We start from the raw sequence: 26,855 nt of genomic DNA on the forward strand, positions 1-26,855 counted from the left end.
ACGAAACTTCAAGTAAAACCTTCATTCCTCAAATTTAATTTAATCGAGATTTTCCGGTAACTGGTACTGGCCTTCTAAGCCGACCTCTTTAATCACTTGATTAATAACACGTTCAATAGCTTCTCGCGCTTCTTGAGCTCGGATTTGTGATGAATTGGTGTATTGGCTAAGGTTTTTGTAAGCATCCTTGTAGTCAAACCCATGGCGAGCATTAGCAAACAATGAGCTCTCGACTGCAGAATCTTTTCCTACAAGAGGCGCTAAGGGGGTGCTCTGCGAATGACTGGCTTGTGCAACTCTATCGTCACACCAGTAGGAGTATAACGAATCATTCGCACCAAAAGACAAAAGAAACTTCAACGCTACCTGATAACCATGATTATTATCTCCAAACTCATTCACTTCATTCTCACCTAGCGACTCTTCTAACCCCATCAATCCATCTAGGCGACAACCAGGATAAAATGCATGTATAAGTTTTACATCTGCATAAAAATCGCCGCCAACAAGTTCACTCAGTTGCTCGTTAAATGTTTCGGGTATAAATGGAACTGTTTCGCCTTGGCCAAATTCTAGGCTACTGTTTTGGTCGTCACTAAGATTTACGCCGTCACTTGAATACAATTCTAGCTCCAACCCTTCGCCCAATAACTCGTGTAGACTTTCTGAAGTCACTGTTGATAGCATTTGATTAAATGCCGCACGTAATATGGGGTCATCCATCACCGTCTCGACAGTCAGGAATTGGGTCGGATCAGGCAGAGGGCCACCAATAGGTAGTGTGACCAAATTTCGGCTCCAAAACTCACGAACGTGTTGAGGCCATATAGCATAATCTGCGGCAAGAGCGAACATTGCAGAACCCCCATTTGACCGTCCCTCAATAACTATGTTTTCCAGAGAAACTTCAGGAAATTGTTCTTTTACAGCTTTATAGAGAAACATATTATCGAAAGCAGAAATATCTGGAGCGGTGTGAAATGGTCTATCATCACCGTGAATGTTTGAGAGACCGTACCCATCAAAATTATAGGGTGGTAGAGTATTTCGCGAAGTAGAACCTTGATCTGTGACTTGTAGCCAATAAAGCGTATTGTTTAAATGTGAAGGGCTTTTAACAATGTTGTACCTTCCAACCATGAAAATATGCACGGGAGAATCATAATGAGAAAAAGCGTCTTGAAAATACCAAGCCGCAAACTTTGTGCTACCCACGATTTTTCGTAACATGAATGTTTCAAGTTCCGGTCCAACAGGTACGTGGTAATTATTATAATCAGCTAAAAAAAGTCGGTTGCCCTGCTGATCGGTTTCACAAAGCCCGTCATATTCTGTTCCCCGAAAATCCTCTGATACCCCTAAGTAATCTGGTCCACACGGTCCAAATCGATTTTCAATCTCGTCATACCATTCGCCACCAGAGCCATGATTCAGAAATACAGTAATTGGAGCCCCTCCGCCATCGATATTAAACGACCAATGATAGGCTTGTTTATAGTTTCCATCACCGGTGTACAAGGCGAACCTCTCATGAGGTGACGCTTTAAACTCTTCATCTATGTCTGCAAATAAACTAACACTCCAAATTGTGGTAAGGAGTATAACCAATGTGTTTTTCATGCTATTTCTCTCGTGGTCTGTTATAAAGTTTGCTTTAAGCGGTGTGGAATACGCTTTTCACTTATAAAATGTTCGAAAAAACAGATCTCAAATATGTAACGAAATTCGGCAAGCAATCATGCCAATACATAAGATATTTCGTATTTTCAAATATTTAAGAGTTGACGTGTCGAGTTAAGCGTCATTTACGTCAGGCTTTTGAGAAAAACCGACGTTGCTTTTAGCCGATGTGGCTTTTTAGCGCTTAGATATGCTTATATTTTCTGAAAGTGCAGACAATGATACGCTGGCAACACTCAATTTAGACGTTCAAGCCTGGTCATCACACTGGATTCCCTTCTATGGGAGGCAGATGTAAGATTAAAATTAAATTTATGTATATAGAACAATGTACAGTCGGTAGTTTAATCGCCCGATAATCTAGAGACGTTGTTTTCAATCCACATTTTGTAGGCAGGTTGATGACCGAGCACCATCAATAGTGCATCAACTTCCCTCATTTTGTTGATTGTTCGTTGTTCAAACTCCAACTGCCGGCACGACGCTGGACAGTCAATCAAATGTTCCGCTATTTCTTTGGTGATATCTTCATTTAACCTAACAATCGACGAAGATATTCTGGCTACCGTCGCGACTGAATTTAAGTCCAAAGGCTTCATCGGTTTCAAAATGCCCAAAATGGTCTAAAGCAGAGCAACGGGGAGCCGTCGTTCAACCTATTAACATTTATTGCTTTGAGCACTATTTTCTGTCATGCCAGTCAAAATGATTGGCAAAATACATCATCGCACGGCTAAGTTTTTCAGCAGTGTTGGAACCAAACGAATCATAGTAGTTGGCAAAGCGAGAGTCGCTGATATACAAATCAGCTAAACCACGGAAGCGGTCCTCTGTAACCCGATAGTAATTTTCTAACCAATTCAACTGTCGGAGCATTAAATTCATCATCTCTGGGCTGTTTGGAGTGTAATTTTCGTGTAGCGCTATCTCCCTTGCAATTAAGGCTCCCTGCTCGTGAACAGCATTAGCTTCAGCTTTGCTTCGTGAAGACAATCGTTCCTCCACTGCTATAAGTTCTTCGCCATATAACGTGTACGCTTCGTGACGAATCGCAGAGGACGATTGACTTGAATCACTATTGAATTTATCGGGTATCAAAACCATGGTATTTCCTTTTGAATTTCTCAAAACAGATTGTTCCAGCTCGAACAATAATTTCATCATCATTGTGATAAGTACGCTAGCGAACTGAAAAAAGTGCCAAAATGAGAAGACCACAAACTTGGCACAATCATCGATTGAAACGCGTTTATCCAATCAAGCTGGTTTATTCCTTCCAGTGTCGAGTAAGTCCGTGGTCTTTCAAGACCAAGTACCCTTGCCGTGCCTCTTTGGGCACGGCCTTTTTCATTTAAATGGACACAGATAACTCACCCAATGAGTAAGTCCTGTTGACCTTTCCTGATGTGCTCAATAGCGCTTTCTATCGCAACTCTATCGAAACCTGATATTCCTTCTAAGGGTAAAGGCAAAGAATCTGAATGACACAACGTGAGAGCCTCCGCAGCGGTGGCCGTTACACGAACGCTACCGGCCTTCGTTTTGTATAGCTCCAGTAAAGGATTTAATAGTTTTTGATAACTATTGGCTCTGTCAAGTTGACCGACTTTTAATGCACTTACAATAGATACACAGATTTCGGGGAAAATGCCCGCAATGACGGAGTGCCAAGCGCCGATGTCAGGAGTCAGTGCAGAAGCAAAATAAGGGTCACCGCTTAGACCAATAGTGATTTCCGGATTGATAGTACTCTTGAGTGCCCTAATCCAATCGCTACGGGTGACACTACCATGGCGGAAGCTTGATATTTTGAGTGCCCCAATGTAAGGCAAGTCGGTTAGTTCCGCCAATAGCTGAAGCGAAAAACTAAACTGAGTGGTGAGCGTATTCTCGTAAATACAAATAGGAATAGAGGTATTTGCCGTCACTTGCTGATAGAATCGAAGTACTTCATCTTCGGACAGTGGATGATAGGAAGACGGCGCTACGAGCAAGGAAGCGGCACCTCGCTTCTGAGCATGTTCCGCCAGAGTTAAGACATCGTAGGTATTTGATGCACTAACTCCCACCAAAACATCGGCACCTTCAGCGTAAATCAACGCTTGTTCAAGGATTGTTTTTCTTTGCTCAACACAGAAATAGTGGCCGCAACCTGTCGAACCTAATATGCCAATACAATCTACTTTAGCACTCCGTAACCTTGTTAGTATGCGGGCAAAAGACTGCGTATCTAGTCTTCTCGAGGATACGGGCGTCAATGCGTACGCATTCAATGTTATATTTTTCATAAACTGTCATCTCGTTCAGCATGCAACCGGCACTTCTGCATTGTTTGTTATTGGCAATAACAACGTTTACGCTGAACCCCTGAGACAAGTGCCAAATAGTTGGCACCCTTAACATCTTTTTATATTTTGAACCCTATTCTGAAAATGTGTCATGTAAGAAACGTGTTAATGAATCCCACGAGAGCCTATCTGCTTTTTCACTGTATTGGACACCAATTTCTGGAGAATTTGCCCCCGTGAAAGTAAATGCATGCATTGCATCGCCATAGATATTCATTTGCCAATCTGCTTTCTTGTCCAGCATTTCGTTGAAAAATAGACGGAGACTCTCAGGAGGTACCATCGGATCCCTCCCTCCGTGGAGGACAAGTATTTTCGGATGAATCACGGCTCCAAGATCGGATTCAAGACTGTCAAGAAGACCGTGAAAAGAAATCGATGCTAGCAAACCCGCCGGGTTGGCTCTCGCTAAGTCGAGAGCACAGAGCCCGCCGAAACAGTAGCCGACCGCTGCAAACTTTTGATCTTCAAGTCGCTCAATCGATTTAACGTATCTAAACCCAGCCAACATACGGCTCTGTAATTCTCGTCGGTCCGCAAGTAATGGATTCATAAGATGTGAATTATCACTGGTAGGTTCACCTCTCACCCCTTTTCCGTAAAGATCGAACACGTAAACTTTATAACCAAGAAAAGTCATCTTCAGCGCTATATCTTTAATGGGTTGATTCAATCCATCCCACGCAGGAAATAGCAGTAATGTACCTAATTTCGTCTCATCATCTTTAGATTGCGCAAAATATAAATCGAATATTTTATTATCATACTCAAACGTTAGTTCTTCAGTGTAAATCGGATCCATTTTACTTCTCCCAAAAATGTCAACGATACATAGACTGAATATCATTTAATTGTACAAAAACGACATTTAAAGATAAAAAATGGTTGGATCAAATGATGTATTGAACGCATTTTGCAGTAAAAAACACTGTTTCTCTGAATAGTGGCGGGGTGTTCTTCCTAGGTATCTGTTCCATTCTCTTATAGCGTGAGAGTCATCATAGAAGTCAGCTATACTTGCGTCTATTTCTTTATTTGCGGCGTTGCGAACGCTTTTACCAATCCGCACCATCTGTGTGTACTGTGAAAATGTTACCCCCACGTAACGCTTAAAGTCTCTTTGAATGGTTCGAACAGATGTTCCTACAACAGCCGCGCCTGAGTCTGATATGGCTCCAGCAATTCTTTCAGAGACCTTTAAGCGCGAGCCTCGCGAATGAGTAAAAACGTGTGAAAACCAACTGTCTAAACTCAGTTTCACAGAGTCAGCACAAAACGGATTGCGAATTGATCCATAAAAACTGTTAACTTTGCTGACGCTCCAGGCGCTAGTGACATCTTCCAGATGATTGACAGCGAATCCACCGAATTCATCAAACAAGCGAGTCATGCCCACGGGAGTTAACAAAATCATAATGAAATAGCTTTGGGCTTGTGGAAACCACTTTCGTACCTGAGTCTGTATTCCCAATAGAGAAACTCTGAAATGGGGAACTCCAGATTCTGTCAACGTTGGATCCCCATAATTCAATGTTAATATTCCAACGGGCTGCGGACAGGTTTCTATCTCTACGTCAGCGTATTCTTGCTGTAAGTCGTTTATAATGCGGTAGCTCAATATGTACCGGCTAAGCGAAGAATGCGGCTTTAAATTAATAATCATTTGCAAATCCAAAAGGAGAAACGTTGAAAGCATCTCTTCAATGAGTTACGCAACTTGGGTAAGTTGTGTGGCTCCAACTTCAATCAACAAGTCATCTTACGCCAAATCCTCTTCATTTTAGCAAAGGCCACCCCCGCCAACGTAAAGTGAGTTGGTAACACGGGTGTAGCAACAGGGACTTTCAATGTAGGTATGTTGGCGCTAGCAAAACTATATTTAGATTTTCCCTGAGATTTCGGTTGAAAATTAGTTGTTAACCATTCACCGCAAAAGGGCATTTCCATGAATTGCTGACCTTACGTCCACTGTATTGATAGACTTCAGAGCGATCACCAAAATCAGCGAGCATTGGATTTTTCGAGCCGCTGTATTTGACGTCACGCTGGCGGATGTGGTCGCGGAATTTTTCAAATTTCCCGGCTTCGCGGAGTTGGTCGAACTGGTTGTGAGGATTAAATACAATGGCTGGGAATCTAAAACGCCGACTTTTCCGGCTGCTCTGAGGGTTAAAACCGATCACAAAAAACGCATAGCCGCCAAGACTAAAACCAAAATTTGGGTCCAGCGGCTTTTTCGATACTGTCGAGTCCCAATTGAACGCGCATTTATCTACGTTGTGAAGTTGTTGAAGCTTTCGCCAGAGCGCTGCATCGAATTCCTCTTCCGAAATAATTTCGTTCTGATCGAATATGCAGACAAAGGAAGAGTACATTTTCGTTTTAATGTCGTAGTCATCGAGAAATGAATACATATCCCCCAAAATGTCGATGACGTTCAAATCGCAATTGATATCACCATATACATTAAGCGTGATTTGATCCTTGTGCAGTGCGGTTTTAGCCCCTACGCAGGGAAAGTCACATTGTTCAATGACTGAAGTAAATTCATTTTTGATTTCGTTTCTAAGAGTTGACATTGTGTTACCCCCTTCCCTTGAACACGTGCGAGATTGGATCTAGATCTTCTATTCTGAAGTCAGCTTGTCGCGCCGCTAATTTTCGAATACCACGTAATTTAAACTACGACTATTCGAGCAAGTTCCTTACCAGATTTATCTTTCAGCGTGAAACGGTAGTGCTTATTGAAGCTTTTGTTTTTACTAGCTTAATTGACAACTGCGATGTGCGGCTTCAACATCAAAAGGAACCCGTAAAATTTCAGAGTGAAAATTTTTCTTTTAATGTGAAAAGATGGGAAGGTTTTGGCGCTATACGCTTGCCGCATTGAAGTGGAGGACTGCCTCAACGGCTGTAGAGGTTAATTAGCAAATCCGCAGAATCTGCTATAGGCTCTGGCACTAAAGTAGTATCTAATGCCAAAGAGCCAAAGCCATACCTTCAGTTTTTCACCGAACCTATCAGTTTCCTGAGAGGATTTCGTATTGGATAGGTTTATACGAAAAGTTATTAGACTGGCCTGCCGAACAGGCTGTTAACCCGACAATCATGTCCATCTTCGCTTCAAAGACGATATAGTCCCCTGCTTTACTGGTAGGAGGAAGGACCGATATAGCCCCTGCCTCATCTATTTTGACGTTCATAAAAATATTGAACGTAGTGCTGACTTTGTGAGGTGGAATATTGTATTTATCAAACGCGTTAACTAAATTTCCATAACATCCCGGCACGACTTCCTCATTTGGATAAAAATGTTTGAAGGTATCTACGCTACAGGGAGTCAGTAAAAAGTCATGGTCTTCAACTTTGTCCTCAATAATTTCAAACATCGGATTACTCAAATTTGAATAAAGAACGCCCCCCTTTTTAAATCGCACACTCTCATTGTAATCAAGTGATCTTCCCCCGGAAAGGGATTCATCAGTATCGTGCAGATTGAAGCAGAATAGGTCAGCGACCTGCTCCCCCTCAGGGTCTATCACCTTCAATTTTTCTCCCGCTTTCATCGTAAATGCGGTACCGCTTCTGGGTTTAATGGTTGTCGACATCACTCTTTCCTCCTATCGTGACTTATTTAGGTTCGTTACCTATTTAAATTAAAGCTAACTTGAATTCAGACAATACTATCTAGCACCATTTGGCTCACCCCAAACATTCGCTATCGCTTTCTCGGCGACAACACCCAATACATCTTGATTCAGTCCTTCAGCTGAACCTAAAAACAACTGGGCAATTTCCCGATCTACTATTGCAGTGCTGACTAAATTTAAAGCCTCTTCGATATCACAGCCACCTTCTAAATACCGAACGTGATGGTCAGTATTGACTATGTGTTCATCCATTCCGTGAAGCCAGCGTTGAAATACGAGCTTTGACAATTCCTTATAGCGCGGTTGATGTGCGCCCATCGTCACGGTGAATATTTGCGAGCTGTTCTTAGGGTGCATAGCCAGAACTTTTGCTAAAGCATCTTTCAAGTTTTCAGCCTCATCCATCGCGCTAGCCATCATCAATTTAGCGTAAATAGGCTCTAGCGAAGTTGAGTATTGTAGCAATGAAGTAGCCTCAACGTGTTTGGCTTGTTTCACCTTATGAATGAAATCTTCTGTTACTTTTTTAAGCTCCTTTGAAATTTCAAGGTCTATCGAGTCGAATGCAGACTCGACCAACTCTTCCACATGACCAATTTCAGTGTCCAAATCGTTAGAAGTAAGTTGAAAAAATATCGCCATCGTTAAATGAGCCAAACTTTTCAGCGCGTGGTAACGGTCTGAATTGATGGTGTATACAGTGTATTTGCCATCACAGATACTAATCAAACGGCTATCTATTTTGACAACGACCAGAAGTTCACTCTTCACTTTGTGTAGCGCTTTTGATTTTTTGTCAGAATAATAGTTATGAAAGCGTTTATTGATTAGTCCTAGGCAAGAATCTTTCGGAGAGGCAGTGGTGTCTCTAAAGCCAGTATCAACATCAGTCATTTACAATTCCTCGGGTTGATTGTTCCAACACTACCTTATTGTGCATCAGTGAATCATTAAATCGGATCAAGATACGAGGCCAATTCGCCACTTCATTACTTTCCAAAAATGTAAATAGATTTGCCCAGTACACCAAACGATCACCTCTAATTATTTTAAAATGGGTTAGACGAGCGGCATGCTTCTATCTCATCATCACATGGGACCCGCATCAGTTCGACCCGTTTATTTACTTCATCGATTTTGACGAAGCCCATATCCGAGAGGGTCGTCAACCATGTATACATAGGAAGAAATCCCCATTTTTTTGCAAAGACATTTGCGTTTTTGCAAATGTCCTGTGCATGATTTATAGGGGGCGTGAATTTATCATGGTACTGGTGGAGAACGTAATCTTCCACGTAAATGAGTTCCATCTCTCTTTTCTCACATTTCATGGCAAAATCAGTATCTTCCGCACCATACCCGGTAAAAGATTCGTCAAACCCGCCTACGCTCATGAAATCGTCGCGGCTGATGGCAAAAATAAGAGACCAGAAGCTTTTAAAATTCGACGGTACATCGGTAACAAGAACGTCGCGTTTCGGATGGATCACCGCTTTATCAGCTAACGCTTTGTAATTTCCGCTGGATGGCACATCACAAAGGTATCGTGCTTTTGCACTAACCACTCGCTGCGGGGCACAGCGCTTCAACAAGCTTTCGAAAAGCGTTGGAGAGCAAATGCAGTCAACATCGACAAAGATGGCAATATCCTCTTTGGCACTCTTCAATCCCAGGTTTCTTGCTTTGGCCAAAGGCAGTCCTGATTCACTGATGTATAGCTCCGTTTGTGTTATCTTTCCGTAAGGGGCCTTATTTTGCTCATTTCTTTCATCCATCCAAACAATGACTATATCGCGCGGTTTTATCGAACTGCATTCGATACTATGCAACAAGTTGGCCAATTGCCTATGTCGCCCTTTAACAAGAGTGACGATTGAGAATGGGTTATTCACAAGCTATCTCCTTAACCAATGAGAGGAATTTTGATGCATATACCTCAGGATGGTCGAACAAACTTCGCGCACCTTCTGAATTGATTCTGGTGGCGTTCTTTAATGCTTCTCTAACCGTGTCTATTCGTTGATTGATAAAATCTTTCCATGGTAGATAAATCGCCAAACCACGTTTGTGCAACATTTTTGCTTTTTCCAACTGTTCCCCGTACGGCCTGTTTTCGGGAATAACAATTATGCGTTTTCGAAGCGATAAAAGTTCTGATACCGCATTATTTCCGCAGCTTGTAATCACCAACGCGGTATCTATTGACATAGAGATGTCACTGACCCTCCCCTTCCAAACTACGTTATCAATTTTTCTACCTTCACATCCAATAACAACAACGCGACCTGCAATCTCTGTGCATATCTTTGCAATGACGGCTGCTCGCTCGGGATCATTCATCAATATGGTTACGTCTGACGTATTTTCCTCTTCTCTATGAGAAGGTACGGAAGAATATTTTGAAATGAAATTCAAATAATGTGTCTTATCGTTATATTTATACGATGTTGCTTCTAAATACTTAGGGAAAGGAGCGTACAACTTACTTGCGCATTCGTAGGCAAATACCTGGGTCGGGTCGCCACTAATATCCCCAGAATGTCTTTGCATCAATACAGGGAGGCCAATGCTTCGTGCTGCTATCGTCAATTCAGCGGATACATCACTGATGAAGCAGATTGGCCTAAACTCTTTCACGATTGCATTAAACTCGATCGCTCGTTCTAAAGGCGCCCGACTAAACTCTATCCCTTCAAATGCTGAACAATACATTCTTTCATCACAACCAGAGCGTGTGGCCCACTTGGAAGGAAGTTGCTGAAACTCAACGCTATCCGAATATTTAGATAACTTGTTAGCCACTTTAGGGTCGATGAACACTATTACAACCCGATAGACTGTGGCCAGGGTCGGGACCAGTAATCTGGCACGCGAAATGTGCCCCTCCCCATGGTGGTGAACGTAAAAGAGCAGGCTCGCATGTTTTTTATTTTTATTGGATGAGTTGTTCATAAACCTTCTCATACTCACTCACCGTTCGCTGAAAATCGAATTGACGCGCAAAGCTCTGACAGGCTTCTCGGCTAACCTCTGGCATACATTTAATACGCGAAATGACGTCGTCAATATCTTGTCCAATTTGGCAGACGGGTTCATGTCGTAGTTCTTCAGGGATCGCCGTGTCAAAACCCACAACAGGAACGCCGACTGAAAGCGCTTCTACCGTGGTTAGGCCAAAAGGCTCATCCCATCGGGACGTTGCGAGAAAAAGCGATGATTTAGCTAACTCGCGGAACAAAATGCCATGTTTAAGATGGCCTAAATACTCGACGTTTCCGTCGAGTAAAGGTTCAACTTGTTCATTGAAGTAGCCGGGGTCCTCTATAGGACCCGCAAATTTGATTTTTCTTTTTAATGCGCGAGCAATTTTAATTGCAGACATAATGTCTTTTTCTGGATTGATTCGGCCCATCCAAAAATAACTGCTATCACGTTCTAGTGTGTCGATAGATAATGTAGAAGGAAACGACACACCATTAGGGATTACGTCAATTCCGCTTCCAATTTCTTTTTCCCATTCCTTCCGAAGACGTTGCGAAACCGCTACGTATTTGTGATCACTCCGAGCCTTGTGCAGCCGATGAACCAAGCCGAGTTGTTTAGAAACTGGCGCATGCAAGGTAACCACAGAGCTAACAGAGTGCAGTAAAGCCATGTCATAAATCGCATGATAATAACTATGATAATGAATAATGTCGTACTTGCTGAAATCTATTAGTCCGAATTGGGCGGCCTGATAAAGCTTTTGCCCTTCTTTTTCAGAAATAAGGTTATCTTGCATCCTAAGTGGGGATTCATCCAGTTGTATCGTACTGAATTCATTGTTCTCATCTGAATCTTTACACAAAACTTCGACAATATGACCTCGTTGACATAATGCGTTAGACAAATTCACCAAAAATGATTCGGTCCCACCTTTAAAGGGCTGGCGCAGAGAAACAATTGGACTGGCAACCATTAAGATGTTCATGCAATCCTACTTAATATAGAACTGTATGAGTCGCACATTTTCGACAACGGAAAGTTGCTAGCGCTTTCAGTCGCTGCGGTTCCAGAGAGTAAGAGACTTGCATCAAGCGCCTCCGCCAAACTCTTTACATTATTGCCGGCTGCCAATACACCCGCCCCCTCCTTCACTATTTCTGCAAAGGCTCCGCGATTGAATGAAGCAACAGGTGTCCCAGTAGCCATAGTTTCCAAAGTGGCTAAACCGAAAGGTTCATCCCATCGCGTACCAAATACCGCAGCGTTGGAGGTTGCCAACGTACTTTTAATTTGACGATGGTCGAGGTGACCAAGATACTCATCATTACCTTTTAGTAACGGTAGCACTTCCTCACTCATATACTTCTCATTTGCCACTGGGCCAGCAATCTTTATTGGTATATTCAAGCGATGGGCAGCACGTATAGCAATGTCAATACCTTTACTCGGTAATATCCGTCCATAAGTGAACACAAAGTCTTGGGGCTTCTTATCCACTTTCCATTTGTCTAAGTCGATACCATTGTAAGTTACCGAAATTCTGTCATTAACAAATGGTTTCCAAGCCTCAGCCAGAGACTGGGAAACTGCGGTAAAGTGCACGAAAGGTGAGTAAGACGCCAAGCCAGCGGCTGATTTTAGTTTCGAATAGGGAGGGGTATGTAATGTTGTTAACAGAGGAATGCTATTCTTGCTTGCCCATAACAGAGGGATGGGATTTAATGAATTATTGTGAATGACATCAAATTTTCTCTTTTCGATATCAGTCATAACCTTGAGCATAAAATCATTTTCGACAATATCTGGAAAGCGACCGTAGTCGTCTCTACACATATCAAATCCAACCAGTTCACAATCAACTTCGCTATCTGGGTGAGCATAAAGCGTCAGTTCGAATGCGGACTGGTATTTGCAAACTATTGATCCGATAAAGGCTTCTAAACCACCAGCGTAGGGAGAACGAATTGGGAAACGAGGATGAGCAATTACCGCCAGTTTCATAGCTTGACTACCTCTCGTCCGTGCGCTCGTTTGTTTAACAAAATGGTGGGGTAATGAGTCCAAGTAAAACGTTGGAATAGCTTTTCCATCAACATCCAGTCACTACCAGCCTTTTGCTCGAAGGGGAGCAGTGAATGCAATACGTGACTTTTGACAATAATACTTTCAATCGGACGGCGAAAACTTTCACCCTGCTGATGATTGCCATTATAGATATAGGATGTCGTTACAAAATCTTGAAAAAAACCATTCTCTAAAAGCTTCCACGTATTCCCTTCATAAAATACGTCATCGTCAGTTCGAAAAATCGTGAATTCTGATTCAAGCGCAGCGAGGCCTTCGTTATATGCAGTGAACCGACAGTTTTTCGCATGATCGACGTATCGGATAGTCGGATCAACCTCATGTAACCTAGCTCTCAGTCTACCGCGAGCTTTATATTCCTCACTCGAATTATCTAACACTGTAATAGTGTAATGTTCAAACGACTCTCGGATCGCTGTAATTCTGTCTAGAGCACCGTCATTGTGGTGATAGGTTACAAGTATGACTGAGACTCTGCAGTTAAAAATGTCTTCCATGGCCTAAACCTTAAAATGTCATTTCGTATCTCACGACTCTTCGACTAAGCCGTTTGGGATTTGCTGCCTGTTTCCCCCATTGATATAACCGGATAGTTGTTTAAGGCGTAATTCTAAGGACAGTTTTTCAGACGCTTTCCAATCGGGAATTAAATTCAATCGTTGTTTGAGAAACGATACCTCACCTCCCAACTCATCGTTACTTAAAATTCTCATCGTAAAATCCCTTGATTCATTTAGCGAACATTGCAAGCAAGTATAAAACCACAATTACCGTACTTAATAATCTATAAAAATCAGGCAGATAGAGCGTTGTTTTAAGTGCTGTATGGTATACCGAATGGAATAAGCAGTACTTTTTTCAAGTCGTTTGAAATATTTTCTTTCAATGCCTCAATAAGGCCAGTTTATCATTCATTTTTTGCATTCTCTGACCGGTACAGACTTGAGTCTGATTCTTTCACCAGCGAGGAAAGAGAAGTATTGGTATGGTTGATCCAAACTAGCCACAAATGACGAAGTTGAAGGAAGGATGAGGTCCTTCGCGACGAGTCCCGATATGGAAGATGAACAGGCCCTAGCGCTTATAGATAATTTTGTACCGCTCCGTCCTATCAGCTTTTGTAGATCGCTGGATATCTAATCTTTTTTGCACTCCGCTTTCTGAGAAATAGTATTGCAGCGTATTTCAGTACCAGCGAAATGGCGAGAATAGCAACGATCACTACAGCATCAAATATCAGATAGTACACGATGCTTGACCCATCATTTTGTGCTGTTAACGCTAAATCATTCATCGGGATGCCATATATTTTTGTATTGACAGCTTAGTATTTGTTGATGCTGGAACGGTCGCAACTCACGCGCTTGAGGAAAAACTGTGAAAGTGTATTGAGTTTTTCGTTCAAAAAGAGGTATTCGTCCTCGCTGATAATTTCATACATCAGCGGCATTAACTGCTTGAGAACGCGATAACAGTGCAAACGCCATCGATGGGAAACGAGATGATCGCACATGGTTTCCTCTAGGGTTTTCATGAGTCTCGCATAAATAACGTTGGCGTCTTCAGCACGAGAGGCCTCTTTTGCTCGTTCTAGCCCTAGATGGACATAGCAGTTGATAATACTTAGATCCTGATACTGAACCTCTGTCCTCACTGCCTTTTCATAGCAATCAAATTCGTATCGATACATGTCAACACTCTCTACATGATAATGATTCCTATTTAGATTAGTAATAATTGAGGTTGCCGTCAAGAACTCATCGTTTCAATACGCATGACCTTCACTGGTGTATCGTGCAAGCACAACGCGATCAAAAATAAGCGATCTTAACCAATATCGGTGTAGAATACCGGCACAAGAATTTAGCGGAAAATCAGGAGTTTCTCATTCATGGGCGAGCAAGTATCAACAATGGAAAACACAGATCGTAAACGCCGTTCCCACCAATTTCCGCTTCATGTCTCCTTGACGATCCTTGTCACATTAGGCGTACTTTACACCTTGTATTTTGCGCAAACATTGCTTATTCCCGTCGTGTTTGCAGGTTTCGTTGCGTTACTACTCAATCCTCTCGTTCATAAGTTGGAAGCGATGTTTATTCCCCGGATAATCTCCTCGTGCTTGTTGCTTTCCTTATTAATCGCGCCGTTCACCGTACTATTTATCGAGCTTGCAGAGCCAGTGCAGCGTTGGATGAAAATGGTGCCAAAAATGTCAGTGCATATCACGCAACAGATTGATGATATGAATAATGCATTTGAACAAGAAAAAGCGGCGGTAAAACAAGCGGCCGAACCGCCAGTGGAGAAAGGCTTTTTTGACTGGTTCGGTGATGATGTTGAACCTCTGGCTGAAAAATCTGAAGACGCGAGTAGTGTGGTAGAAGAAAAGTTTAAGCAGAGTAGTGTCGAGCTAGCGATGACGTTACTCAAAAGTGGCCCTATCTTTATCGCACAGATCCTGGGCTGTATGGTGTTGATCTTATTTCTGCTGATCTTTGGCCCGCCCCTATTTCACGTGTTCGTTCAGGATTTTCCTGTGGTAAAAAACAAACGCCGCGTCACTCTTCTAGTGAAGCGTGTGCAAAAGGCTCTGTCGCGATATATTGTTACCATCACTCTGATCAATTCTTTGTTGGGCATTGCTACGGCGGGAGTGCTCACGGCGTTTAACATTGATGACGCAATACTGTGGGGCGCGATTGTGGGTGTGTTTAATTTCGTGCCCTATGTTGGCTCAATATTTAGTTTGTCGGTATTACTCATCGTTGGGCTAGTTCAGTTCGGCGTTACGGGGATGGCGCTTTTGCCCAGTGCCGTATTTCTGGGGCTTAATATCTTAGAATCTCAGGTGATCACCCCAGCGGTGCTGGGCAGTAGTATGCAAGTCAATCCACTGATCATTATTTTATGGTTGCTCGTTACTGGTTGGCTTTGGGGTATCATGGGAGTACTCATCGCCGTGCCATTATTTGTGTGCGTTAAACTCGCTTTAGCAGAGATGAATGTTTTTCCTCACTGGATTAAGCTTATCGAAGCCAGGAAATGAATAAACGCTATGTATAAACGCAAACTGTTTTATTTCGGGCTGACCACGGCCTTTATTCTGTCTATTGCGCTGGGTAGCACAGCGATCACGGCTTACCTCACAAAATCTAACCTCGAACAAAGCAACATTGCGCAGACATTGTTGGTTGAGCATGAAAAGTTGTCTAGTAACTCGTACCGTCTGTTCAAACAACTGACCGACGAAATTATTTTTGGCGAATACGCGAATCAGGCGTATGTGCGTAAAAAACAAAATTTAATCGATGAGTCAATTCAAACTATCCGAACACTTGAGCTACAACAACGTCAGGAAATGGGCCTCGAATATACGCAGGGCAGCGTTGAAGACACCGATGAACTGGTGTCGTTGATCAGTAGCATTATTGATGAGTTTCAAGCAATTACGCTTAGCGACAACCGGCTGCCGCTGAATCAACAAGAGCAATTACGCAGTTTACTCGAAGTCACTATTGATGAGCGTTTCCGAGAAGCCATCAATGCAGCCGTGACACGTCAGGCTCGTGTAGTGACTGCGATCAATACAAAAATAACAACGCTTAACAGTACGATTTTTTGGGTCAGCATCGGTTTAGCGATCTTATCTTTCCCACTGATCATTTACGGCTGCTATTGGTTGTTTCATCAGCTTTATCAACCATTAGCCCTGATAGGTTCCGCCGCCAATACCATTGCCGCGGGAAATTATAGTCAACCGATACATGTCAAACTGGACGATGAGTTTGAAACACTGGCATCAAGTATTAATCAACTCGCCGAGAGATTGCGTCAACACGACGCATTGGAAGAAAAGTCACGCAAGCGTCTAGAGGTTGAGGTAGAGCAGCGCACGATGGAACTTACTGAAGCCAATTTGCAGCTCACCAAAGTCGACGCGCGGCGACGCCAGTTTATCGCTGACGTATCGCACGAATTGCGTACACCGCTGACAATCATTAGAGGTGAAGCACAAGTCACATTGCGATTAAAATCTGCCACTGTTGACGATTATCAGGAAACATTGAGTTCCATTTTGCATCAGTCGGTCAACCTCAGCCGGTTAGTGGATGATTTGCTACTGCTTACCCGGGCTGAAATGAATCAATTGAGTTTAGAGCGGCGCCCTATCGATATTAAAGCGTTAGTGCAGGAACAAATTACAAAGTGGAGTAAAAGCCACCCTGCCCGCCAAATGGGGTTATCGGATACGATCGATGCGGAATCGGTCGTTGTTTCGGTTGATCCGCGTAGAGTCCAGCAAGTGTTGTCTATCTTAATTGATAACGCGTTTAAATATTCTGACGAGTCGCAGCCTGTTGTTCTGGCATTATTTAATCAGGGAAACACAGTGGGTATCTCTGTTACTGATCACGGTGAAGGCATTTCGGCCGCCGAAGTAGAGAATGTGTTTGAGCGCTTTGTGCGTTTCAGTAAACATCATGAAGGTTTGGGGCTGGGCCTACCGATCGCAAAAGCGATTATTGAACAACATGGTGGTGCGATAGAAGTCGAGTCCACGCTGGGGCGCGGCACCACGTTTACTGTGCTCTTGCCAAATGAGGGAACCGTATGAAAATTCTGATCGCCGATGACGAGCGCTCACTCAGTCACTTTCTGCAGCGAGGCCTCCGCGCTGAAGGTTTCGAATGCGAGTCCGTTAATGAACTCCATGAAGTGGTTCCTGCTGCTAAACGTTTTACGCCTGACATCGTCGTGCTCGACCGCTTGTTCGGAGAACTTGACAGCATTGACACTGTTCAATCTCTAAAACACGTGCCGAGTCCGCCCATGATTTTAATGTTAACCGCACTTGATGATGTTGCTGAACGTGTCAATGGTTTGAAAGCTGGCGCTGATGACTACCTGTGTAAACCGTTTGATTTCGATGAGCTGTTGGCTCGATTAAGTGCGTTAACACGCCGCACACAAAATCAGGGAAAAGATCTTTCGAGCTACCTAACGTTGGGCACCTTGGTATTATCATCCAGTGAGCGATTAGCTTATGTGAATGAGCAAGAAATCGCGCTGACAAAAATAGAATTTGAACTGCTGATGTATTTTGCCGAAAACGCCCATAAAGTACTGTCGAGGGAACGTATTTTAAGTCGCGTATGGCAAACATACAGCGACCCAAACACTAACATTGTCGACGTTTACGTCAGTCGATTACGTAAAAGAATAGAAAATAGCGGCGTTTCCATTCAAACACTGCGCGGCAATGGCTATCGACTTGCCACACTTTAGTGTACGCACCTACGTCGAGTGATGGATCAGTTACCCCACCTTAAGAGCTGCCCTGCAAGCGTAGCCTCGGAATTCCACACACCAGAACACCACACCACTGCTTATGAACTAAATCATTAAGTTGACTGCTCTGCTGCTAGGTAATTAGTGACGCGGTTTTGTTGATAACGTCATGGCAACTGCAATTTGAACGATAGTCGTCGCTGGGTAGATTTAAGTTCTTACCAGAGGAAGGTTGCGGAAAATTCAGCAACGCTTATTCGACGTTACGGCCTCTCATTGCCAGCGTACTCAGAATAAGCTTACCATCATGATTATCTTGTTCTTTATTAGGGTTATACAGGAAGCTGCAGTCTTGCAAAATTTATCAGCTTCTTGGGGCGAGCAAAATTGAGGGAACCGAGGCTATCCGTTCCCTCAATATTTCAGTAAACAGAACTATTTTCGCCTATCAACCAACTTATGCTACCCACATTTTTGTACTGCCATGCGTATTTTCTAAACGGCCAGGTTCGATACACAGGGTAGCCAGGTGTCAAGCGAGCCCCATCCCTTGTATAATCATTGATAATTAAATTGTGAGTATCAATGAGTTCAAGGGTGTTATCAATTAAGTCTTGCTTCATGATAGGGTCTTGTTCCAGAAATGCACCTACCGCTGTAAGATAGGCCACATCAAGAGCATGCTCTTGCCCCGACCAAGGGTTTCCTTCTGAATCAAAGAAGTTAGGGTACACGTCAAGCGTTGTAGATGCGCTATAAAAAGGCGTTCTAGTTGAATCAATGTCTGACCGATGAGATGACATCGATGTTGCATGCTCTATGATGCATCTTGCTTGCTCAGCCAAAACATTGGCAACCCTTTGATCTTTAAACACACTGTAATAGCGAAACAAACCATGAGTTAGCAAACTTGCCTTCCATGGATCAATACCAGGCTCACCAATACGATCATAATTCGTGATCAAGCAGCCGTTTGCAGCGATGGTTGTACCGGCATCGATAAAGCTCTGAGGCTGATAAGGCTGCGTATAACGCCTAGTGATAAGATCGTCCACAGATTTTTCTATGTATTTTCTGAGTTCGCTATCACCAGTCGTTTCCCAGTCGGCAATGGCGGTGATTAGCGCAATGCCGGTATGTCGCTCTGTGTAATAAAACCCCTTATTTTTAATAAGGTCTGTTTCATCAACGGATGCTTTCGTCACGTCAGTAAGAGAAGAAAATGCATGAACATCGCCGGTTAGCCAATAAAACGCAGCCACTGATTCACCATAGCTGTACTTTGAGTCTTTATAATAGGCTTCTGGTTTTGTATTTTTAAGCTTAAAATAGCCTTCGCAATCTCTACCTTCTGGGCAGTCTCCAGACTTATAAAGTAACTGCTGATAGAGCAGTGTCGAGCGAATAAACTCCCGGTACATTTCAAAATCACCATGAACCATATACGCGTTAAGCATGGTCATCATTCGATCATAGAGCCACGCGCTATTGCTGGTATTTTGTAGTCTGACCTTATATTTTTCGGCGGTGACTTCTCCGGTAAGTTCTGTGCCTAAAAACTCATTGATTGAAGAATAAAAGAAGTTTTTCTGGGCTATATCCGACGTATTCAAAGCAAACTCAGAGACTGGCGATACCATGGTTGCAAGTTGCGCGCATCGCAAATAATTGTTGTCGATAAGTGCATACACCTCGGGTTCTTTGGGCGATAGTGTCTCACTTTGCTGACCATAGTCGAATTGCATTTCTTGTTGGTAAAGTGGCCCATTTTCAATATTGACCAATTGATCAGCAAATGCGACAGCTTCTCCATCATAGTCTTGCTGAGCGGTCTGATTGAGAACTACAAATATTTCCTGAGACGCGTTTTGTGCAAATGTTGTGTCTAGCTGGATAGCGATTGAACGGATACCTGGTGACCCCAGTCCGGTAAGACCGCTGCACAGCGTGTCTTCGTGAGGCATATATTTCCAATTCCCTAGCGATGTGACCATTGCGGGAACTTCTTCTCCATCACTATTTAGCACAGACACGTGGTCGACGTTACCCAACACGCCAGGGGGTAAAGGAAAACCGAACACTACAGTTTCATCACCATCAACATCATGAGAAGGGTGAAGCACGACGCGAACACTTTTGGTGTAGTCATTGACCATTTCTCCTTGCAACGCCGGAGACACATCATTTGCTGAGACTCTGTAATTTTGCCAATTGGGTGCAGGAAGTGGCAATTCGTCTGACACATTATTAATGAAAACACTTCTTTGCAACTGTTTGACAACGTCACCATCACTACGGATTGTTATATCAAAAGTTGCTATGCCTTCATTGAATGATTGCGTATCAATATCAAACGTTTGACTGCCATCAGAGACGCTCCCAGACGCTACTTCAATGCTATTTAAAGTTATTCGGAATTGGTCTGTGGCTAGGCCTGATAGTGTGGTTTGTAGAGAAACCGTTCCAGAAATGGTTTCACCTTCAAGCGGGGTCGAAATGCTAATGTCTCTAACGACAGGTGGATCAACTGGGTCGATGGGTTCAATAGGATCGTCAGGAGGCGTTTCGTCTGACTCATCGGTTAATCTGAGTCCCACATAGATGTCATCAAGGAAGAGCTCAGCAAGGCTGTTTCCAATGTTTTTTAACCTTATAATAACACGGTTAATTTCATCGTCCTGATGCAGTAAGTCTCCTGTATCAATGAGGAAATCTTCGATATTCCCGTTGAGATATTCGCCAATATTATTACAGACTTTCACCGTAGGACTGGATTGGTAATAAACGAATAAGCAGGATTCAATATAGCCTGAATAGTTTTCGTTTAACTGTTGGACGGCACCAAAAAACGATGCAAAATCACCAAAGGTTCCAGTGTTCCATTCGTATTGATGGATAAAACGCACTGATTTATATGGACTTAAATTTACTCTTAAACTTCCATTTCCATCAAGCCCCGGTCTCTGGACCTCAAACACGTCTGATGCAGAAGAGTGCGTTAGGTGTAATTGGTCATTATCAAACGTTGTAAGTAAAAGCGTGCTTAGAGTATCATCAATCGGTGGCGTTGAGACATCATCTTCAGGTGGTTGTTCTTCATCTTGATAGGCAATTGCGCCTAAAAAGAAGTTATCTATAGATATGTTTACCGGTGAGTTGCTGTGATTTTTAAATCTAACGATAACTCTATCCACCAGCGCATCTCGATTTTCTTGAGCTGTTTGTGAGGTCAGCTCAAGCAGCGCAGGCAGCATTGTATTACTATTGAGTATTGTATCGCACGTTTTGCTTGAATTTCCATTTTGAAAATAGACAAAAAGACAAGCTTCAGTTTCCTGGCTTACACCCTCACTGGTTTGTAAAATTTGGAAGTAGGTCAGTGCAGACTCAATAGCATTCCCCGTGTTCCATTGATTTTGATACACGTAACGCACACTATCATAAGAATTCACCTCAAAGCTAAGCCCACCATTCCCATCAAAGCCTGTAGGATCTAATACAAGGTCGTGATTTGTTGAATCATGGGAAAAACCTTCCAAGGTTAAATCAAACGAATTGAAGGTAATTTGCTGCATGGCATCAGGAAGGGGCGGTGGCAAAAACGGTTCAAAACGTTGCTCTACTTTGTGAAAGAGTTCAACATTGACCGAATCCACCGCCAGTTCAACAGTTTGAGAGCTTCTGTTTTCAATTCTTATCCAAACTCGGTCGACTTCGCGAGTATTGTCTGCGTCCACATTAACCGAAAATTTTTCTACGGCTTCACCGGTTAGCGTTTTCTGACAAATTTTGTCTTTGATTCCCGTTTGATAATAGACAAACGTACAAACCTCAATGTTCGATTGTTTGTTATTAACAATTTTTGCAAAAAGCTCGACAGAGGCACTGTCTAAATAGGTGCCACTGTTCCAATCGGGATTAAATTTGACATTCAAATCGTGATAAGGCGGCAGAACGCCCAGTAAACTTGTATCGCCAAAAATGATATCTTCTGAGTGATGGGTGTATCGAAGATGGTCTATGTCTTGCGAACTATTGTACAACTCAAAATCATTTCGTAGCTCAAAGCTCGGATCATTTACAAGACTTTGCTTGTTGGTGTATTGCGAAGCCATTAAATCGAAAGATAAAAACAGTGGGATGTAAAAAAAGAAAACGACTTTAGCGATCAACACCTTACTTTTTATAATCATACCTGCGTCCTATTAATATTGCGGGTTCTTCTGAATGAACGCGAAGTGCTTGCGGTAGGTGCCACGAATTTACGCAGATAAATGTACGTGAGTATGATTGAGAATACCTTCAAGAGCATTCAGATCATAGCTCGCATTAACGCAAATCGCCTCGTGTACTAGCTCGCGATTGAAACAAATTTATCGATAAGCAGTTAATCTCAAAATTTTTCACTTTCTGGATTAAGCGTGGGAGTTGCATTTTAGCAAAAGAGTTTTCTTAGTACGCAAATAGCATTCTGTACAGGTGTTTCGTCCAGGGCGCGCATAGTTTTAAATAGATGACAATCAAGTTGGGAGAAAGCCCCATGCGGTTTGTCCTCTCACATCCCGAGCATACGGTTGCATACCAAGACAGTTTGAATAAGCACTGAAACTGTTGGTAACGATGAACACCCTTACCGGGCGTGCCAAGGATTTTTACCTTCGAGTCTTCAACTCACCACCGTAGGGAATTGAACAGTGTTTTTGCAATACGCGCGATGTCCATCACAGTAACAAAAAAGCGCACTGAAAAGTGCGCTTCTTGGGTTAGGTTGGCATAGATTACATGACGTTAATGGGTGAAATCAGTTTTGGATTGGTCACCAAATTACGCACACCATGCGCGTGATCTTCCGCAAACACATTATCTTCACACCACTCACCCACACTATTGATATCAACAACAGCGACTTTAGGGCGCATACTCCAGGTTACATGTAACGGAGAAGCTGTTTCATTGTACGAAGGGCCGGTAGTAGACCCTAGATACGTGATAGGTGCGCCCGTGTTATTGGGGATGTTAACCGCTTGATAATAACCATTTTCCTGGTCGATTTCGGTCATCTCAGCAAAATCAGCAGCGTCACTGTCATTGGCTAGCACGATAACCTGGCCTTCAACGCGCAACCCAGGGTTCATGACGCTATCCGACAAACACGCACCTAGCGTTTTACCTGGCTCAACCTGGGCTGATGAATAAACAAAGTGAACTTCTAACGTATCACCGGATTGCAGTGGATGCCCTTTCGCGCCACACACTTTACCGCTAACCGGCTTCAGCTGTTCTGCAGTCAGTGAACCGTTGTACTTAAAGCCGGTATTAAAACCCTTTCCATCACCATTGCCCGCGTAGGTGGTGTACTCACCACCCTTATGCTCCGCATTCTTATGAAAGTGGATGTTACACAAATTCATGCGCTCGGTGGTTGGCGCCATGCCAAAAGAACGCATATTTTCACCCTCTAGCGTGTCCAAATCACGCGGTGACTGAGGACCAAACCCCTTACCGGCAGTATTTTTTTCCAATGCGGAGCGCTGTTTAGCCACGACATCATCGGAAACCATCTTAGCAAACGCCGACGCTGACGCACTTAACATAACAGAAGCAACCGCAGTCGCGATAAGCGTGTTTTTATAAAATTTTTTTGTTTTCATTGTTTTGCTCCAATCTCTTTAATGTGGGTCGATTAAACTTACGCTTATTCAAGCAAATAAGTTCTGTTTATGCCGAAAAATTAGAACCGATAGCCAATAGCGAAGGTGTAGACAAGCGGATCAATCGCAATCGAACCGACGCTGCCCGAAACACCATTTAAATCAAAATGCGCTTCTGTATCGATATCGATATAGCGAATCGATGCATTCACAAACCAATTTTCATCCACCATCACATCAGCGCCAATCTGCGCAGCGAGCCCGAAAGAGTTATCCAGCGACAAATCATTTAAACCAATTGCCTGATTCGCAGCGGTGAAAGATTCATCATAAATAAATGTATAGTTAATCCCCAAGCCAACATAAGGCTTGAAAGTATTGCTATTGCCTAAAAAGTAATAATTAGCAGACACCGTCGGAGGGAGATGAGTGACCTCACCCAGTTGGTCTCCGGTGCCAAGTGGATCTGAGACACCAAAATCGACATCATGCTTGAACGGCGTGGCGGCCAGTACTTCGATGTTAATGTTGTCCGTGATAAAATACGCAACGTTAAGCCCTAATTGAGTATTGTTTTCGATCTGTAAATCAACGCCCAGATCGGCTCCACCAACGAACACATTTGAGGTAGATTCGTCAGGCGCGACAGTCGCCAGCCCACCACGAACAATAATGTCTCCCTTTTCAAAGGCTATTGCAGTGGTACTACCCAAAGATGCTAACGCGACGACACTCGCGACGATGGTCTTTTTCATCAGTTATCCTCATTAGATTAAATCAACTGATGGCAAGTGTAGTATTAGCGCCTGTAAAAGACTTTACAGCAACATTAAAATTAGATTAACGCCAACCTAGAATGCACCTTCTTGTTACGCGTAACTTGGTGAGCCATACTGGCAGCACTCTCAAAAATTTATTAAATCAATAACCTAGAACTCTGTCATTAGCTCGCAGTCGTTTACCGTTAACGTTCACTAATTATTTCTATTCATTGATGGCCTGCAGGGCTACCAATAAGATGGGGCGATGTGAGCAACCATCACTACAAAACGAGGTCATCATCCTTCTCCTCTTCTCTGGTTTCGTCGTGCATCGCCAGCATAATACCGAACGTCAAAATACCAATGCGCCCCATGAACATCAGAACGACGACAATAAATTTCCCCATCTCAGTCAACTGCCCTGTCAGTCCCATACTAAGACCAACGGTTCCCAACGCGGAAAAAACCTCAAAAAGTACAACATCGATACCGGCATCTTCTAACGTCAACAACATAACCGTTGCAACAAATAGAACGGCAAAATAGTACGCAAAGCTAGCCGTTGCCCATTGCACCTTGTCAGGTGACAACGTGCGCTTGTTCAAACGAATCTTGTCGCGCGTTTTCAGCGTACTTTTGATGAGTCCAGCCAAGGCGGCAAAGTTAGTTGACTTTAGCCCGCCTCCTGTGCCCGACGGAGCCGCGCCAAACATCATTAAAAAGTACAGCACAACGATCAGCGCAGGTGCCAGACTGCCTATTGGCAACGTGTTAAATCCAACCGTGGTGGTGGCCGTCATCACCTGAAAAAAAGCGGCGATCAGTTTTTCGTGCGCTGGCAGCTCGGCAATACTGGGCTCAAGCCACATGAACAATAGCGTGCCGATCCCTAAAAAGGACAAGGTGACTTTCAATATGACTTTAGACGTGAAATGTAAGTAGCGATTTGAGCCGCGTATCACAGTCCACACATCGACCATCACGATAAACCCAATGGCGCCTAGCAGCGACAGCGTTGAGATAACAACATTAACGCCGACATGGCTGGCGAAGCCTTCAAAGCTGTTACTGAACAAGCTAAAGCCCGCGGTACAGAAAGCTGAAACGCTGTGGAAAATTGCACTCCACAGCGCATTGTCGACACCCTCGTTAAAAAACAACAGGTACAGCAACAACGCGCCAACCGCTTCAACACTCAGCGTAAATATAACCACCTTACGAATAAATGGCGCGATATCGAAATCGTGAGGTAATGCAAAAGCTCGCTTGTTGATTTCTAAGCATTCATTCGAGGCTTTATGTCGCATTGCCAACAGCACAAATGAACCAAATGTCATGTAGCCAATTCCACCCAGTTGGATCAACAGTAACAATACAACTTCACCCAAAAAAGTATAACTGGAACCTGGATCAACCGTGACTAAACCCGTTGTCGACACGGCAGACGCCGCCATAAACAGATTATCTAATGTCGAGACATTCACAGACTGAGCCCAGGGCAGCGATAACGCCAGCCAGCCTAAAAATAAATAGAACAGATAACCTTGTACTAACATTGCCGAAGGTGAGATGCCGGCAAGATATTGTCTGATTGCTTTCAATGTAACCTACTTAAAGGGCTGATGTGCCCTGTTTAAAATACAACGTGGAACGGTACTAAGCAGAGTTTGCGCCAACACGGTAGAGAACCGTTAATACCCACAACCAACTTCGTATCAGCGCAGACGTTTGCGAATAGCCTAACGTCGCTAGCGTGCAGAATTTACCGACACTGCTGTAAAAAGTCACTTAAAGATGGTTCAGCGGCAATTCAGTACTGTTTTTTATGTTTTCCATTGCAAAACTTGACGTCACATCTTGTAGTTGGGTTCCAGCGATAAACCGTTTGTAAAAATGATCAAACCCGGCCATGTCAGCGACTAACACTTTTAATAGGTAATCGTATTCTCCGCTCAAGCGATAAAACTCAACAACTTCATCGAATGCACTGGTGTGGTTTGCAAATTGTTTAAGCCATTCACTGTCATGGCGTAGTGCCTTGATATGAACGAATACGGTTAACTGAAGGTTCAGTTTCTCTGGCGCAAGTAATGTCACACTCTTTCGAATAACGCCGGCAGATTGTAAGCGCTGAATACGTCGCCAACAGGGGGTGGTGGTAAGACCTACGCGCTCTGCCATCTGCGCCACACCAAGACTTGCATCTTGCTGCACTAAGTGAAGCAAAGCTTTATCAATAGAATCCAACTGAATAGTAATATTTTTCATTAATCTATACATGAGTAGAAATTATTCGCTTAATAATAAATTATTCCATGAGCATTGAGCAAATATTTACGCCTATTCCATGGGAATATTTATGCGATAGACGGTGATACAGCATACGACAAAGAGGCATCAGAT

At 43.3% G+C, this 26,855-nt stretch carries 24 protein-coding genes; 3 read left to right on the forward strand and 21 right to left on the reverse strand.

Going from position 1 to position 26,855, the window contains the following annotated elements:
* Nucleotides 1–39: 39 nt before the first annotated feature.
* The 16 genes from KIU71_RS11650 to KIU71_RS11725 form a co-directional block, all read right to left on the reverse strand.
* On the reverse strand, nucleotides 40–1,620 hold the full coding sequence (locus tag KIU71_RS11650; protein WP_214131465.1) for a hypothetical protein: 1,581 nt from the start codon (nucleotides 1,618–1,620) through the stop codon (nucleotides 40–42).
* A 404-nt stretch (nucleotides 1,621–2,024) separates the two neighbouring features.
* Entirely contained in the window at nucleotides 2,025–2,270 is a 246-nt protein-coding gene (locus tag KIU71_RS11655) for a hypothetical protein (RefSeq protein ID WP_214131466.1), read from the reverse strand.
* Between the two features lie 91 nt (nucleotides 2,271–2,361).
* Complete coding sequence (locus KIU71_RS11660) at nucleotides 2,362–2,937, reverse strand: TipAS antibiotic-recognition domain-containing protein (protein ID WP_214131467.1); 576 nt, start codon at nucleotides 2,935–2,937, stop codon at nucleotides 2,362–2,364.
* A 113-nt stretch (nucleotides 2,938–3,050) separates the two neighbouring features.
* Nucleotides 3,051–3,968: a dihydrodipicolinate synthase family protein gene (locus tag KIU71_RS11665; RefSeq protein ID WP_214131468.1), complete on the reverse strand. Its 918-nt coding sequence runs from the start codon at nucleotides 3,966–3,968 to the stop codon at nucleotides 3,051–3,053.
* 133 nt (nucleotides 3,969–4,101) lie between these two features.
* Nucleotides 4,102–4,830, reverse strand: a complete 729-nt coding sequence (locus tag KIU71_RS11670; protein WP_214131469.1) for a dienelactone hydrolase family protein — start codon at nucleotides 4,828–4,830, stop codon at nucleotides 4,102–4,104.
* A 66-nt stretch (nucleotides 4,831–4,896) separates the two neighbouring features.
* A complete protein-coding gene (locus KIU71_RS11675) occupies nucleotides 4,897–5,691 on the reverse strand; it encodes a helix-turn-helix domain-containing protein (protein WP_214131470.1) in 795 nt (264 codons plus the stop codon).
* A gap of 253 nt (nucleotides 5,692–5,944) precedes the next feature.
* Complete coding sequence (gntA, locus tag KIU71_RS11680; RefSeq protein ID WP_214131471.1) at nucleotides 5,945–6,607, reverse strand: guanitoxin biosynthesis heme-dependent pre-guanitoxin N-hydroxylase GntA; 663 nt, start codon at nucleotides 6,605–6,607, stop codon at nucleotides 5,945–5,947.
* A 441-nt stretch (nucleotides 6,608–7,048) separates the two neighbouring features.
* On the reverse strand, nucleotides 7,049–7,636 hold the full coding sequence (locus KIU71_RS11685; protein ID WP_214131472.1) for a DUF1989 domain-containing protein: 588 nt from the start codon (nucleotides 7,634–7,636) through the stop codon (nucleotides 7,049–7,051).
* Nucleotides 7,637–7,711: 75 nt separating this feature from the next.
* The gene (locus tag KIU71_RS11690; protein ID WP_214131473.1) at nucleotides 7,712–8,572 is read right to left on the reverse strand and encodes a hypothetical protein; all 861 of its coding nucleotides are present in this window, start codon (nucleotides 8,570–8,572) and stop codon (nucleotides 7,712–7,714) included.
* Nucleotides 8,573–8,727: 155 nt separating this feature from the next.
* Nucleotides 8,728–9,570 carry a glycosyltransferase family 2 protein gene (locus tag KIU71_RS11695; protein ID WP_214131474.1) on the reverse strand — a complete coding sequence of 281 codons (843 nt, stop codon included), beginning with the start codon at nucleotides 9,568–9,570 and terminating at the stop codon, nucleotides 8,728–8,730.
* On the reverse strand, nucleotides 9,563–10,630 hold the full coding sequence (locus KIU71_RS11700; protein ID WP_214131475.1) for a glycosyltransferase: 1,068 nt from the start codon (nucleotides 10,628–10,630) through the stop codon (nucleotides 9,563–9,565). The genes KIU71_RS11695 and KIU71_RS11700 overlap by 8 nt, the downstream gene beginning before the upstream one ends.
* Nucleotides 10,611–11,648: a glycosyltransferase gene (locus KIU71_RS11705; protein ID WP_214131476.1), complete on the reverse strand. Its 1,038-nt coding sequence runs from the start codon at nucleotides 11,646–11,648 to the stop codon at nucleotides 10,611–10,613. Before KIU71_RS11705 ends, KIU71_RS11700 begins: the two co-directional genes overlap by 20 nt.
* A complete protein-coding gene (locus tag KIU71_RS11710; protein ID WP_214131477.1) occupies nucleotides 11,645–12,664 on the reverse strand; it encodes a glycosyltransferase in 1,020 nt (339 codons plus the stop codon). Before KIU71_RS11710 ends, KIU71_RS11705 begins: the two co-directional genes overlap by 4 nt.
* Nucleotides 12,661–13,245 carry a glycosyltransferase family 2 protein gene (locus tag KIU71_RS11715; protein WP_214131478.1) on the reverse strand — a complete coding sequence of 195 codons (585 nt, stop codon included), beginning with the start codon at nucleotides 13,243–13,245 and terminating at the stop codon, nucleotides 12,661–12,663. Before KIU71_RS11715 ends, KIU71_RS11710 begins: the two co-directional genes overlap by 4 nt.
* Nucleotides 13,246–13,275: 30 nt before the next feature.
* Nucleotides 13,276–13,461, reverse strand: a complete 186-nt coding sequence (locus KIU71_RS11720; RefSeq protein WP_214131479.1) for a hypothetical protein — start codon at nucleotides 13,459–13,461, stop codon at nucleotides 13,276–13,278.
* A 611-nt stretch (nucleotides 13,462–14,072) separates the two neighbouring features.
* On the reverse strand, nucleotides 14,073–14,438 hold the full coding sequence (locus KIU71_RS11725; protein WP_214131480.1) for a hypothetical protein: 366 nt from the start codon (nucleotides 14,436–14,438) through the stop codon (nucleotides 14,073–14,075).
* Nucleotides 14,439–14,639: 201 nt separating this feature from the next.
* On the opposite strand from KIU71_RS11725, the gene KIU71_RS11730 reads away from it, so the two are divergent.
* From KIU71_RS11730 to KIU71_RS11740, 3 genes are read left to right on the forward strand one after another with little or no spacing between them, the layout of a single operon-like run.
* Nucleotides 14,640–15,797, forward strand: coding sequence for an AI-2E family transporter (locus tag KIU71_RS11730; protein WP_250207467.1), 1,158 nt, complete (start codon nucleotides 14,640–14,642; stop codon nucleotides 15,795–15,797).
* A 9-nt stretch (nucleotides 15,798–15,806) separates the two neighbouring features.
* Nucleotides 15,807–17,366 (forward strand): sensor histidine kinase, encoded by a 1,560-nt coding sequence (locus KIU71_RS11735; RefSeq protein WP_214131481.1) that lies wholly within the window; start codon nucleotides 15,807–15,809, stop codon nucleotides 17,364–17,366.
* Nucleotides 17,363–18,037, forward strand: a complete 675-nt coding sequence (locus tag KIU71_RS11740; protein WP_214131482.1) for a response regulator transcription factor — start codon at nucleotides 17,363–17,365, stop codon at nucleotides 18,035–18,037. The genes KIU71_RS11735 and KIU71_RS11740 overlap by 4 nt, the downstream gene beginning before the upstream one ends.
* A gap of 425 nt (nucleotides 18,038–18,462) precedes the next feature.
* Here the strand turns inward: KIU71_RS11740 and KIU71_RS11745 are convergent, their stop codons facing one another.
* From KIU71_RS11745 to KIU71_RS11765, 5 genes are all read right to left on the reverse strand, one after another.
* Nucleotides 18,463–22,233, reverse strand: coding sequence for a hypothetical protein (locus tag KIU71_RS11745; RefSeq protein WP_214131483.1), 3,771 nt, complete (start codon nucleotides 22,231–22,233; stop codon nucleotides 18,463–18,465).
* A 585-nt stretch (nucleotides 22,234–22,818) separates the two neighbouring features.
* On the reverse strand, nucleotides 22,819–23,691 hold the full coding sequence (locus KIU71_RS11750; protein ID WP_214131484.1) for a delta-class carbonic anhydrase: 873 nt from the start codon (nucleotides 23,689–23,691) through the stop codon (nucleotides 22,819–22,821).
* An 80-nt stretch (nucleotides 23,692–23,771) separates the two neighbouring features.
* Nucleotides 23,772–24,446 carry an OmpW/AlkL family protein gene (locus KIU71_RS11755; RefSeq protein WP_214131485.1) on the reverse strand — a complete coding sequence of 225 codons (675 nt, stop codon included), beginning with the start codon at nucleotides 24,444–24,446 and terminating at the stop codon, nucleotides 23,772–23,774.
* A 287-nt stretch (nucleotides 24,447–24,733) separates the two neighbouring features.
* Entirely contained in the window at nucleotides 24,734–26,053 is a 1,320-nt protein-coding gene (locus tag KIU71_RS11760) for a TrkH family potassium uptake protein (protein ID WP_214131486.1), read from the reverse strand.
* Between the two features lie 187 nt (nucleotides 26,054–26,240).
* Nucleotides 26,241–26,720 (reverse strand): Lrp/AsnC family transcriptional regulator, encoded by a 480-nt coding sequence (locus KIU71_RS11765; protein WP_214131487.1) that lies wholly within the window; start codon nucleotides 26,718–26,720, stop codon nucleotides 26,241–26,243.
* Between the last annotated feature and the right edge of the window lie 135 nt (nucleotides 26,721–26,855).

This window comes from Alteromonas oceanisediminis, assembly GCF_018474025.1.
Taxonomy (GTDB): Bacteria; Pseudomonadota; Gammaproteobacteria; order Enterobacterales; family Alteromonadaceae; genus Alteromonas_E; species Alteromonas_E oceanisediminis.